11 protein-coding genes are annotated in these 13,387 nt (G+C 60.5%); 7 read left to right on the forward strand and 4 right to left on the reverse strand.

What is annotated here, in order from left to right; all coding sequences use genetic code 11:
* Positions 1-10 precede the first annotated feature (10 nt).
* Complete coding sequence (gene dhaL, locus ED655_RS12945) at positions 11-1,843, reverse strand: dihydroxyacetone kinase subunit DhaL (protein ID WP_122050528.1); 1,833 nt, start codon at positions 1,841-1,843, stop codon at positions 11-13.
* A gap of 564 nt (positions 1,844-2,407) precedes the next feature.
* Between dhaL and ED655_RS12950 the strand changes: the two genes are divergently transcribed.
* Genes ED655_RS12950 through ED655_RS12965 form a run of 4 tightly spaced genes read left to right on the forward strand, consistent with a single transcriptional unit; the run spans position 2,408 to position 9,311 of the window.
* Complete coding sequence (locus tag ED655_RS12950) at positions 2,408-6,403, forward strand: non-ribosomal peptide synthetase (protein WP_122050508.1); 3,996 nt, start codon at positions 2,408-2,410, stop codon at positions 6,401-6,403.
* 12 nt (positions 6,404-6,415) lie between these two features.
* Positions 6,416-7,729 (forward strand): glycosyltransferase, encoded by a 1,314-nt coding sequence (locus ED655_RS12955; protein ID WP_122050509.1) that lies wholly within the window; start codon positions 6,416-6,418, stop codon positions 7,727-7,729.
* Positions 7,726-8,562, forward strand: coding sequence for an ABC transporter ATP-binding protein (locus tag ED655_RS12960; RefSeq protein WP_162993519.1), 837 nt, complete (start codon positions 7,726-7,728; stop codon positions 8,560-8,562). Before ED655_RS12955 ends, ED655_RS12960 begins: the two co-directional genes overlap by 4 nt.
* A complete protein-coding gene (locus ED655_RS12965; protein ID WP_122050511.1) occupies positions 8,562-9,311 on the forward strand; it encodes an ABC transporter permease in 750 nt (249 codons plus the stop codon). The genes ED655_RS12960 and ED655_RS12965 overlap by 1 nt, the downstream gene beginning before the upstream one ends.
* Before the next feature lie 11 nt (positions 9,312-9,322).
* On the opposite strand, the gene ED655_RS12970 is transcribed toward ED655_RS12965, so the two are convergent.
* The 3 genes from ED655_RS12970 to ED655_RS12980 form a co-directional block, all read right to left on the reverse strand.
* On the reverse strand, positions 9,323-10,729 hold the full coding sequence (locus tag ED655_RS12970; protein ID WP_122050512.1) for an SLC5/6 family protein: 1,407 nt from the start codon (positions 10,727-10,729) through the stop codon (positions 9,323-9,325).
* 2 nt (positions 10,730-10,731) lie between these two features.
* On the reverse strand, positions 10,732-10,971 hold the full coding sequence (locus ED655_RS12975) for a hypothetical protein (RefSeq protein ID WP_122050513.1): 240 nt from the start codon (positions 10,969-10,971) through the stop codon (positions 10,732-10,734).
* Positions 10,972-11,155: 184 nt separating this feature from the next.
* Complete coding sequence (locus ED655_RS12980; protein ID WP_122050514.1) at positions 11,156-11,839, reverse strand: Fe2+-dependent dioxygenase; 684 nt, start codon at positions 11,837-11,839, stop codon at positions 11,156-11,158.
* Between the two features lie 138 nt (positions 11,840-11,977).
* Here ED655_RS12980 and exbB point away from each other — a divergent pair, with 138 nt between their 5' ends.
* From exbB to ED655_RS12995, 3 genes are all read left to right on the forward strand, one after another.
* Positions 11,978-12,730, forward strand: a complete 753-nt coding sequence (gene exbB, locus ED655_RS12985; protein WP_023979482.1) for a tonB-system energizer ExbB — start codon at positions 11,978-11,980, stop codon at positions 12,728-12,730.
* 2 nt (positions 12,731-12,732) lie between these two features.
* Positions 12,733-13,167, forward strand: coding sequence for a TonB system transport protein ExbD (gene exbD, locus ED655_RS12990; RefSeq protein WP_122050515.1), 435 nt, complete (start codon positions 12,733-12,735; stop codon positions 13,165-13,167).
* Positions 13,164-13,387: hypothetical protein (locus ED655_RS12995; protein ID WP_162993520.1), on the forward strand; the 224-nt coding region annotated here is incomplete at its 3' end. The genes exbD and ED655_RS12995, both read left to right, overlap by 4 nt.

The raw sequence follows: 13,387 nt of genomic DNA on the forward strand, positions 1-13,387 counted from the left end.
TCGTGGCGTATCAGGCGTTGTGGTTACGCGCCGGAGCCACGAGCTCCTTGGCGATTGTCTGAAGGATCAGGCAGCAGGAGGTTGCACCGGCATCGAGCACGCCGCGTGAGCGCTCGCCAAGTCGGCTGGCGCGGCCGATACGGGCCACCAGATCGATCGTGGAGTCACGACCGCGTTCTGCCGCTTCCGACATCGCAATCAGGGCCTGCTCGAACGACTTTCCGTCATCCAGTGCCTTGTGGAAGGCCTCAACCGAAGGCTGCAGCGTATCGACAAGGGTCTTGTCACCCACGCGGGCATTGCCAAGGCTGTTGATCCCGGCCAGCGCTCCATCGAGCATCTGGGCGAAGAGCTTGCCATCAAGGAATTCGACATTGCGCAGCGGGATCGCCATGCCTTCGAAGAAACGGCCATAAAGCGGGCCCATCGAGCCACCGATGCCGGCCATCAGCGAATCTGACAGGGCATCGAGGCCCTTTTCCATGACCGGTGGGTTGGCGCCCAGCGCATCACCGCAGCGGGCAAAGCCCTTGGCCATGTTGATGCCGTGATCGCCATCACCGATCTTGCCGTCGATCTCGCTCAGCCAGTCACGTGCCTTGACGATGGCATCGACCAGAGCCGGGATGACCTTCGTGGTTTCGGCAACGGGGATGCCGCTCTTGGGTACGTATTTCTCGCCCGTCGCGGTCTTGACCAGTGCTTCGACCGGGTCGGCCTTGGCCGTCGGTGCTTCAGCAGCCTGAACCTGTGCCGCACCGGCGCCAACGCGCACCAGACCGATGGATTCGGCGGGCGCAGCCATCAGGCGGTCCAGCTCTTCATCGGTCTTCATGATCGTCAGGGTGGCGCCCTTCATCTCGAGCGAGGTGAAGAGATTGCCAACGAAGCGATGCGCCACCTCAATGCCCTTCTCCTTCAGGAGATCGGCAACATCGGCGTACAGCACATAGAGTTCGATGATCGGGGTGGCACCCAGACCAGAGAGCAGCACCGTCACGCGGTCGCCCTTGGTGAAGGGCAGGTCGGGCAGGATGTGCTCAAGCATCAGCTTGGCGATATCGCGCGAGCGGCCGAGTTCCTGAACCGACACGCCGGGTTCGCCATGATGGCCGATACCGACTTCCATGGTGCCGAGTTCGATCGAGAAATTCGGGTGGCCGTTGGCGACAATGGTGCAGGGCGTGAGGCCGACACCGATGGAGCGGGTATTGGCAATGGCCTTGCGGGCCACGGCAATCACCTCATCCAGCGAGCCGCCTTCTTCGGCGCGCGCACCGGCAGCTTTCCACATCAGGATTTCGCCAGCGACACCACGGCGGCGCTCGGCTTCACTTGCCGGAGCCGAAGCAACGTCATCGGTAGCGACCACGGTCTCGACCTTGATGCCAGCCTGCTGCGCATCACGCGCTGCCATGCGGACATTCATCGTATCACCCGCGTAGTTGCCAAACAGGCAGGCCACGCCAGCGCCCATATCGGCTTCCTTCATGGCGTCGAGGAAGCTCACCGCCGTCGGCGAGGAGAAGATCTCGCCAATGGCTACCGAGTCCAGAAGACCCGTACCGACATAGCCGAGGAAAGCCGGCTCATGACCCGAACCGCCACCCGTGATCACGCCAACCTTGCGACGGCCCGTGGTCTTGGCGCGCTTGACGACACGCGGATTGGCCGTTTCGACAATGATGTCGGGATGGGCAAGAAGTGCGCCGCGCACACCGTCTTCGACCACGCCATCGGGATCATTGAAGATGCGGTCCAGCTTGGGCCGTGCTGCGGGAGACTGGGACGAAGCGCCATCGCCGTGGCCGGTATGCGCTGCGTGAACGATTGAATGAACCATAATGGGCCCCATACTGTGTGCCGGGAAAACACCCTAAGTGCCCAAGAACCATAACCGTAACAGTGGTTATGAACGAAATCACACTAACGAGAGTGATATTCGTTACCTATTATGTGGGACCAGAACGATCCTGATTGCTGTTTATGCGCCAATCAGGCTTCCAATCATAAATATTATACCGGTTTATCAATGCATTGAAGCCCATCAGCGAGGGCGGTTGCCATAAGGGCTGCCCTGGCATGGCTCTGCCCAAACTGAACATATGTGATATTATGTGTCACTTTCGGGCAGTTCAGCCAACTCGTGCCCTATTTTGACGAAGTCTTTCATTCCGTTTTGCAGGATGCGCCGTGATTTGCCTGGCTTCGATTTGTATATTCGGGTGTTCGCAGGACGATATCACGCCCATGCCGGTTTAATCATTTTCGACGCAATCGCCAACCAGGTTCCGGTGTTGAACTGAATTATTATTATTGTTTATTGTAAAACATATTTCTAATCCCTAAAAGCAAACTAAGAAATATACGCAAATAATAATGCCCGAACAGGGCTTGGCACGGAACAATGCTGCAAGAAACCCGAACTGAAACGCTGCCACTGACCACTGCACAGCGCGGCCTGTGGATGACCCAGTTTCTTGCGCCTTCAGGATCAAGCCTGAATATTGCAGAGGCGATCCATCTTCGCGGCGAACTTCGCACAGACCTCTTCATTGAGTCACTCACTTGCGTCCAGGCCGAGGCCGAGACGCTCAGGACCGCCATCCTCAGGAAACCAGAGGGACCGGTTTATGCGATCCGCCCTCAAGCACCCGTCGACTGTCCTGTCATTCCGTTTCACGACATGTCCGATCAGGAACAATCCGCCCGTGACTGGATGCTTGAACGCCTGCGTGCCCCGCTGGATCTGGAGCGTGACCCGTTGTGGCAGAACGCCTTGCTGCGGCTCACCGATACGTATCATATCTGGTTTCACTGCTGTCATCATGCTGTGCTGGATGGATTTTCCGGCGGGATGGTGGCAGCGCGTGTCGCAGCCCACTACACCGCGCGCAACGCCGGAATATCCCCTCCGGAGGCCACCTTCCTGCCACTCTCGACCCTGCATGAACAGGAACAGGCCTACCGGAAGTCGCCACGCTTCGAAAAAGACAAGGCCTACTGGAGCGAAGCGCTCGCTGAAGCACCCGAGCCGGTTTCGTTATCGCTGCGCCCCCAGCGTGCTCCCAGCGGCGAGGCAGGCGGCGCGATAACCCGCGCAGCCTTCATGTCGGATGAGCGCGCCGAGAGTCTGACCCGGATCGGTCGCGCGCTGGAGGCGACCCTCCCGCAGACACTGACAGCCCTTCTCGTGGCCTATCTCTATCGCGTTACCGGACAATCCGACCTTGTCGTGGGCATGCCCGTCAGTGCACGCGCCAATCGTCAACTCAGACACACACCCGGCATGGTCGCCAATGCTGTGGCGCTGCGTTTCAGGATCACACCGGAGACCCGTTTTGCGGACCTGGTCGGCATGGCACGTCGGGCCATGCGCAACGCGTTACGCCACCAGCAATATCGCTACGAGGATATGCGGCGTGATCTCGGGCTGTTCAGCAATACCACCCAGATCAGCCGTATCGGCATCAATATCGAGCCTTTCGACTATAATCTCTCCTTCGGTCCCATCACCGCGCGCAACGAAAATCTGAGCAATGGCGCGATGGAGGACCTGACCATCTTCGTCTTCGACCGCAAGGACGGCGCTGGCCTGTGTTTCCAATGCGATGCCAATCCAGCGCTTTACGCGGCCCATGAACTGGATGCCCATCTGACCCGGATCCTGCGTCTGGCTGAACAGATCGCCAACGCACCGGATATCACGCTCGCTCATCTGTCCCTGCTCACAACAGACGAACGCGACGCGCAGGAAGCCAGAAACCGGACGACCCGCCGCGACTGGCCTACCACTCCCCTGTCAGAGCTTATCGACAATGGGGTCAGTAGCGGCTCCGGCCCCCTCGTCAGCGATGCCTATGGCGTGATGACGCGCGAGGTATTTCTTCGACAGAGCCGTGCCTTGGCCGAACAGCTTCGGGCAGAAGGCATGGGGCCGGGCAAGCTGATCGCTCTGGCCCTGCCACGCGACAGACGCATGATCCTTGCTGTTGCCGCTGTCCTGCAGGCAGGTGCCGCATGGCTGCCCCTCGATATCGCCTCGCCCCAGGCACGGGCGAAACTGATCCTAGAAGATGCTGAACCCAGTGCCGTCATTGTGCCGGACGCCGCCCATCTCGACTGGGCGGCAGAATACACCGCATGGGCTCTTACCAGCGACGCGTCCACGCTGCAGGTGCTCTCGCAGGGGAAAACAGCCTCGTCCTCGCCCGTCCCGGATGACACGGCCTATGTCACCTATACCTCAGGAACGACCGGGCGACCCAAGGGGGTCGTTATTCCCCGCAAGGCCCTGACAAACTTCCTGCATGCCATCACGGAAAGACTGGCCTATAGCGCGCGGGAAACACTTCTGGCTGTCACGACCTGGACATTTGATATTGCCGTGCTCGAAATGCTCCTGCCACTCGTATCCGGCGGTGCCTGCGTCATTGCCAGCCGCGAGGATATCCTCGAGCCAAGCCGTCTGGCAGCCCTTATTCAGAAACATGACATCACAGCCATGCAGGCGACCCCGACGCTATGGCAGACCCTGCTCGGCACAGCCGAGAGCAGCGCCCTGCAGGGTATGATGCTCATGAGCGGTGGCGAGGCGATGCCAGCCCATATGGCGCGCCAGATGCTACTTCTCGGCCGGGCGGTGCATAATCTGTATGGCCCCACAGAAACCACGATCTGGTCCACAACGCATCATCTCGACCCTCAGGAAAACGATACGCCGGCCGCGGGCCATGCCTTGGCCAACACACAGATTTACATCATCGCGCCTGATCTCACCCCCCTTCCAGATGGCGTTGTGGGCGAATTGCTGATTGCGGGTGATGGCGTTGCCACGGGCTATCTCAATCAGCCGGAACTCACGGCAAGCCGCTTCATCCCCGACCCTCTTGGGGCACCCGGACGCAAGGCCTATCGCACAGGCGATCGGGCCGCCATTGAACATGACGGGACGTTGACCGTCTTTGGACGCGGTGACCAGCAGATCAAGATACGCGGGATGCGTATCGAGCCCAATGAAATCGAGAGTACATTGCTCAGCCTGCCGGAAATCCTGCAGGCCGCCGTGATGATCGAGAAAGACCCTGCTCGCGGCGTGTCTCTCCTCGCCGCCTATCTCGTACCCGCAACCCATGGCGCAAGGCTCGACCCTGCACAGATCAGACGCACCCTTCTTGGCCTGCTTCCACCCCAGATGATTCCGGTGCGTATCGTCTGCATCGAAACACTGCCGCGCATGACAAGCGGCAAGCTTGACCGGGCGGCGCTGGCCTCCCTGCGTGAAGAGACGGAGACCACGATCTTCACTGAAGCCCGTACCCCGGCGGAACGCAGGCTGAGCGCGCTATGGGGCGAACTGCTCGATCTCGAACGCGTCGACATCCATACCAGCTTCTTTGAACTCGGCGGCGACAGCCTCATGGTCGTACAGATGATCGCCTGCCTCTCACGCGAGGGTTACGCACTTCCTGTCGGGCAGGTTTTTGCCGCTCCGACGATCGCGCTTATGGCCCCCCTGCTCGAAGGGGGCTCGGTCACCTGCGACCCGCTTGCACCATGCCTTGCCATACGGGCACAGGGAGATGCCGCGCCGGTCTTCTGTTTTCATCCCGTGATCGGTATGAGCTGGAACTTCAACACGCTGGCCCCACTCCTTTCTGAGTCCCATCCGGTCTATGGCCTGCAGGATGCCGGGCTCCTGCTGAAAGACGATGCGCCCGCCACGCTCGCGGCCCTGGCGGCCTTCTATGTTGCCGAGTTGCGACGCCTCCAGCCGCACGGCCCCTATCATCTGGTTGGATGGTCCATGGGTGGCGTCGTTGCCCACGAGATTGCGTCTCTCCTGAGACAGGAGGGGGAGGAAATAGCCCTGTTGGCCATGCTGGACTCCTATCCCTGCCTCCTCCAGGATCAGAACCTTGATCCGGATAGCCCCCAGGCCATACGCGCTGCCCTGCAATTCCTGCAGATCGCTCCGGTCGAGGATGCAGCCTTGCCTGAAACGCTCGATGGCCTGGCCGATCTGTTTCTGGACACACTGGACACAACGGTGCTGCCGGATCTACCTGAAATCGACCTCAATGCCCTGACCAGCCTTGCCGAGAAGCTGCGCCTGATCACCAGGCGCAATATCGAGATGCTGCTCGCCCATGTTCCGACGCCCAATGATGCCGATATCCTGTTCCTGAGGGCTGCGGACAAGGGAAGCCAGAACGAGGTGACGATCATCTCGGACGACCCGTATGCCTGGAGGGCGTACAGCTCTGGCCATATCACGGCCTATGACCTTGACTGCCGTCATGGCGATATGCTGCTGCCCGGCCATGTCGAGACCGTTGCGCGATTGATCAATGTCAGTCTCGCACAGGGCCACGCCCTTGCTTCCTGCCTCTCTGCCGCCTGACCGGGTGCTACCATGAAAATCGTGATCCTCACCATCGGTACGCAGGGCGATGCGCGTCCTTTCGTCGCCTTGGGGCAGGGCCTTGCCAGACGAGGCCACGAGGTCTGTATCGCCACATCAGCGCGTTACGAGTCCCTCATAACAGGCGGTGGTCTCGGGTTTGCACCCATCGAGTCCGATTTTGCCGATCTGATGACGCAGGAACATGCTGCACTCGAGAAGGGAAACCAGTTGCGCATGGGGTGGCAGGTTGCCCGTGCCTTGTGTCGCTGGATGCCTCTATGGGTCAGGCAGGGGATGAAGGCCACTGAAGGAGCAGAACTGCTCATCGGATCGGGCTCCGGCACGATACTCGGTGCCTCAATTGCCCGGAAGCGGGGCATAGCGTTCGTTCAGGCGCAATTCATGCCCATGACCCCGTCCAAATGGGTGCCTCCCCTGTGGCCGAACCCGGCCCTGCGCCTGCCCGGTATCCTGCATAAGACATTGACCCATGTGGCACGATTTCTGATCTGGCGTTTCATGTCGTTTCCGGTGGCGATCATGCGCCGCGAGCTGTCCCTGCCGCCCATTGGCTGGAAGGGACCGTGGTCCGACACGGATAGCGAAGGTAACAGGCGCTACCTGCTTTATGCCTTCAGTCGGCACATCCAGCCCCAACCCGCTGACTGGTCGCGTGAGCGCATTGCCGTCACCGGGAGCTGGTTCTATGACCAGAAAACAAGCTGGCGCCCCTCACCGGAGCTGGAAGCCTTTCTCGCCGACGGTCCCGCCCCGGTTTATGTCGGATTTGGCAGCATGATGACCGGCAACCCGGAAAAGTTTACCGCACTCATTCTCAGGGCCCTGCGCCTGACAGGACGGCGCGCGATCGTCGCGACAGGCTGGGGGGCGCTCAAAAATCTCAAGCCCGACCAGGAGGGGGATATCTTTTTCATCGACAACGCCCCCCATGACTGGCTTTTTCCCCGCGTATCCCTTGCTGTTCATCATGGGGGCGCTGGAACGGTGGCGGCTGCCACGCGTGCTGGCCTGCCTCAGGTGATCATACCGTTTCTGGCTGACCAGTTTTTCTGGAGCTGGCGCCTGAAGGCCATCGGTATCAGCCCGATGCGCCTGTCGCGCAGGACACTCACCGCCGAAAGGCTGGCCGAGGCCATTGGACGCGCAACAACACGCGCTCCGCGCGACAAGGCCACCTCATTGCGTCCACTGATCGAAGCAGAGCAGGGTGTCGAGAGCGCCATCGACACGCTTGAGGGCTGGGGCCTGTTGAGGCAGGAAACCGGGAGTGCCACCCTGGCCACAGGGATATCACCCCGTTGACGCCAGCCACGCCCTCTACCGAGCAAGCTCATGATCGCTCATGCAGGCCGGAGCGTGCCCAGCCCTTCGCGCCTTCGGGCATGGCAGATGCGCCACAGGCTGTGATCAGGGTGGAGAAGCTGGTCAAATCCTATGGGGATCGGCAGGTTGTCTCGGGTCTGGATTTTACGGTCGCTCGCGGTGAGATTTTCGCCTTTCTGGGGCCCAACGGCGCAGGCAAGACCACCACGATCAAGATGCTGACTACCCTGCTTCCCCCTGATAGCGGACGCATCCTGTTGAATGGCATCGATCTGGCCAATGATCCGATGGAAGCCAGGCGTCATTTTGGCGTGGTATTCCAGGAATGCACCCTGGACCCCGCCATGACCGTGCAGGAGAATCTCTGGATCCATTGCGCTTTCTATCGCATCCCGCGTGCCGAGAGAGCGTCACGTATCACAGACGCGCTAACCCTGTTCGATATGGCGGACCATGCGCGGCAGATGGTCAGTACCCTGAGTGGCGGTCTCAAGCGGCGGGTCGAGATCGCCAGATCCCTGCTGCACCGCCCAGCCCTGATTTTTCTGGATGAACCGACTCTCGGGCTCGATCCGCAATCACGGCGTGTGCTGTGGGATCATCTACAGGCATTGCAGGCCCATCAGGGTACGACCATTTTTCTGACGAGCCATTATCTCGATGAGGTCGAACGCGTTGCACAGAGCGTCGCTGTGATCAAACAGGGACGCATCCTGACCCAAGGCGCGGTCAGCGCTGTGATGGATCACGCCCAGCAAGGTTCGCTGGAGGACAGTTTCCTCTCTCTTACAGCCGGGGAAGAGCCGCTTTGATGATCGATGTCATCTATAATTTATGGCTCAGGCAGATCAGGAGCTTCTTGCGTGCGCGAGGCCGGCTGATTTCGGCGCTGGCACAGCCTTTCCTGTTTCTCGTTGCCCTCGGTCTGGGCTTTGCGCCGGTTTTTCGCAAGGCGGGCGAAGGGGATTATTTCACGTTCCTCGCACCGGGGGTAGTGGGCGCAGGTATCCTGTTCAACACGGTCTATTCAGGTGCGGATTTGCTATGGGACAGGCAGTTCGGGTTCATCAAGGAGACACTGGTCTCGCCGGTTTCCCGACACTGGATCATGCTGGGACGTGCGCTGGGTGTGGCAAGTGTCGCGTTGATCCAGGCTATCATCGTGAGTGTGATATGCCTGACACTGGCAGGTGTTCTCCCTTCACCCGCCCATCTGGCGCTCGCCTTCGCCTTCGCCCTGCTTCTGGCGCTGCTCTTTGCCTTTTTCGGCTCGGTGCTGGGCTCCGTCATGAGCGATGCCCAGAGCTTTTCACAAATCGTCAATTTTATCCTGACGCCGCTTTTCTATCTTTCCGGCGCTGTCTTTCCCCTTGAAGGGCAGAGCCATCTTATAAGGGCGCTCGCCTTCAGCAACCCGCTGACCTACGGCATTGACGGCATGAGAGGCGCTCTGACCGGCCACGCTCTGCTGAACCCGCTTTTGTCCCTGTCGGTGCTCGGCGGCACAACACTTCTTGTGGCTCTTGCCGCCCAGATAGCGTTCTCCCGCATTCGGCCCTGACCCTTCAGAGATCAGGCGCCTTTGGCCTTCCTCCCCATTTTGCCGTGGCAGACAGTATCCCTGCGCGGCAATCCGGCCTGAAACAGTATCGCACCATTGACCAGCAAACCCGGAAGAGCCGGACTAAGACCAAAGGGCCCCCAGCCCAAGGCGAAAACCACGCCACCCGATACAAGTCCGAGGAACAGGGCAGCAAGCAGCCGAGCGGAGGAAACGCGATATCCGGTCACGCAGAGCAGCACGGCGGGCAGGAGCTGCACCAGCCCTACATAGAACAGCCGGTTGAGTGTCACGATCAGCGCGGTATGCAGGGCAGCTGTCAGCACGGAGAGGCCAAGATAAAGTGCAATGATGGCCAGACCCGTGCGCTTTTGCGCAGGGGCAGAAAGATGCGGCGTGAAACTGCCGGTGACGATCGCCGCAAGGCTGAGGCACACCGCCCCGAGCCAGACGAGCGCGGTCAGGGCCACCGCGCCTGAGACGATCCCGACACCCCAACCCGGCAGCAGATGCGACGCTACCGAGAGAAAGACTGAGTCGGGCCGGCCCATAATGACGGGATGGGTCAGGCCGAAACACGCAATGACGACCAGCAGCGGAAACAGCACCATATAAAGCGGCATCCAGATCTGGGCCCGTCTGATGGTTTGCGGATCACGGGCCGAAAAGACGGCGGCAGCGGTTTGTGGCGCGATGCAAAAGCCGAAAGCCTGCGTCACGATCGTGCTCATGATCATCACACAGGTCGAAAAAGGATCTGGACTGGCACCACGCAGCGCCAGGTTGAGAGGGCGCGTCGCCTGATGGGTCCAGGCCAGGAGGGCTGCAAACGCCACGCAGACGATGGAAAGGAGGATCAGGCCATCCTTCAATGCCGCACTCAGCGCCGCACCACGCAATCCGGCACCTGCCACAAAAAGAAAAGCCAGCACTGCTGCGAACGCACTGAGCATGACAGGGGAAACTGGAAGAGCAAGGGTCGAAAATACCGCATCCAGCCCTATGAACTGCATGGTCCCCAGCGGGAGCATCAGAATCACGAGCACAAGACCTGTTACACGCCCGACAAGCGTACTCCGGAAATACCCCCCCAGCAGGTCTGGCAGGGTTATGGCACCCAGGCGGTTTCCCACCCGCCATAACCGGGGATACAGCACCATCCCGACCGGGAAGGCGAGCAGGATATACCCGATAAACCACAATGCCACGTCGATGGAACCGCTCGCGGCGATACCTCCGGGAAAGCCCAGCACCGAACCGATCGAATAGGTCTCGCCTACTGAAAGCAGAAAGAAGAGCGCAACGCCGAACTGCCCTCGTGCGGCAAAAAAGGCGCGAGGGTCACGGGTGACGCCGCTTCTGAGCGGCGCGCAGGCCAAGCCCAGTGCGAGCAGGAGGACAAGAACGAAACCCGCCACTCTCAACGTTCTGCCCCTCCGACAGGTGCAGCATCCCTAGCGATTACCCCCATGGGCCGGACTGCAAGGGCGAGGCAGAGCGTCGTGAACGGCAGACAGGCAAACAGCCACCACAGGATCACCGGCACACCAAGCAGGCGCCATGAGGCCCCATAAAGAAAAGGCATGGGCAGCAGAACCGCGCAGAACGGGGCTCCCACCAGCAGGAGACGTTGCCAGTGAAGGGAAAAGCGGGGCGACATGGCACACTCGGGTTCAGGAGACCGGAACGCCCGACATAACGGCAAGTGCCATCATGGGGCCAGCCCCGAATATCACGCCTGAATTGCCACTCAGACAAATGAAGCAGACAGGGCGTCAGCCTCGCTGGCTAAGCACCTCCCCTTCATTTACTCCTGCTAGACAGCAGCACGAACGGAAGGGCGCTCAGAGCTCCGCCCACTGACGCAGCAGGTTGTGATAGGTCGAGGTCAGCCCGAGCACACCCGGATGATCATCGGGGAGAGCCTTGCGGGTCTCGATGATCGAACGGTCGAAGTCATACAGAAGGGCACGCTTTGTGTCGTCGCGCACCATGGACTGGCTCCAGAAAAACGAGGCCCAGCGTGAGCCGCGTGTCACCTCACTCACGCGATGCAGGCTGGTAGACGGATACAGCACCATGTCACCTGCGGGCAGTTTGACACGCTGCTCACCATAAGTGTCCTGAATCACCAGTTCACCCCCGTCATATTCATCCGGCCCGGTGATGAAGAGCGTTGAGGACACATCGGTCCGGATTCTGAAGCCACTCTCGGGGATGGGGCGTATGGCGTTATCGACATGGGCGCCGAATTTCATGCCCACATCGTAGCGGTTGAAAAGCGGCGGGAAGACGCGCAGCGGCAGGGCGGCACTATTGAACACGGGGTTCCGGCCCAGCGCCCGCAACACGATCTCGCCCAGTTCGCGCGAGGCCTCGCAATCCTGCGGCACCTGAAGGTTGTGCTTGGCTTTTGCCGATTGCTGCCCGGCGGTCACCTTGCCGTCCAGCCACGACGCCTGCTCAAGCGTCTGATGGCAATGACGCAGCTCTTCAGGTGTCAGGACATTGGGAATGTGAACCAGCATGGGCGCTCTCCTGTGCAATCGACTTCTTGTAATTGAGAATGAATCTGATTAACAGGGAATGAGCGGTTGGTTACACCCCGTAACAAGAACAAAACCCCGAATGGGGGTGTACGCACCTCACACGAACAGGAGAGCCTCATGGCTGCGCCCGCTGGCGACCTCGCCTCACTTCCCTTCACCCCGTGGGAAATGTTCCTCGGTGCCGGCCCCGTCGTGCGCTTCGTCATGATGCTGCTGATCGTGGCCTGCGTGATCAGCTGGGCGGTGTTTGTCGCCAAGGTCGTTGAGGTCATGCGTGTCAGGCGTGCGCTGTCACAGGCCGAACTGAAGCTGGAAAATGCAGCTTCGCTTGCCGAGTCCCAGTCGCTTTGCCCCGATATCGGCATCGTCCGCGCCCTGCTACTGGCAGCCTCCAATGAATGGACACGCTCTGCCGATGTGCTGGAAGACCGCGAAGGACTGAAAGAGCGCATCATGCTGCATCTTGAGCGTCTGGAAGCGGCAGAAGGGCGTCGCCTGATGCGCGGCACGGGAATTCTGGCTACGATCGGCGCGACATCGCCGTTTATCGGGCTTTTCGGCACGGTATGGGGCATCATGACCTCGTTCACCGGTATTGCCGCCACGAAGGCCACGAGCCTTGCTGTGGTCGCCCCCGGCATTGCCGAGGCCCTGCTTGCGACTGCGTTGGGGCTCGTGGCAGCCATCCCAGCCGTCGTGATCTATAATTTCCTCTCGCGACAGTGCCTTGGCTGCAAAGCGCAGGTGGGTGATCTCACCGCGCTTATTCTGCGTCTCGTCTCACGCGACCTGAGCCGCCTGCATGTACAGGGCGGCGGTGGGCAGGTGCTGCGCTTTGCAACACCGCGTGCCGAGCAGGCCGGCCGCTGATCATGGCGCTGCGTATGCGTCATGCCGACGACACGGCGCTCGATGCCCATGAGCTGAACGTGACACCGCTGATCGATGTCATGCTCGTGCTTCTGGTTATCTTCATGGTGACGGCACCGCTGAGCACGGTCAACGTTCCGGTGGATTTGCCCTCCTCAACCCAGAAACCGGCCCCGCGTCCGGCCAATCCGATTTTCGTCACGGTGAAAGCCGACAAATCCCTGGCTCTGGGTGAGGACGATATCAGCAATGAGGCGCTTCCCCTGCGTCTCATGACCTTGACGAATGGCCATAAGGATGAGCGCATCTTCCTGCGCGCGGACAAGACCGTGGATTACGAGACGCTGACGAAAACCATGGATCTGCTGCGCAAGGCAGGATTCCTGAAGGTGGCGCTCGTCAATCTGCAGGGTCAGGAGGAGGGCGACGAACCGTGACCGCAAGGCGTTATCGTACGGCGCCAGCCACCCCGGCAGCGGCTCTACCCGCAGCGGGAGACATGCTGTCCTTTCGCGCTGTCTACCAGCTTCATCAGAAGCTTGAGGGGCAGCGGCAACGGCGTCTTGGCAGCTGCTCCGCGCTCGCCATCCTTGCCTTGACGGGTCTCGGGATCTGGGCAGCCTCGACCCTGCGCGCAACCCCGCCCCTCCCCTATGC

The organism is Asaia bogorensis, assembly GCF_900465345.1.
GTDB lineage: Bacteria > Pseudomonadota > Alphaproteobacteria > Acetobacterales > Acetobacteraceae > Asaia > Asaia bogorensis_A.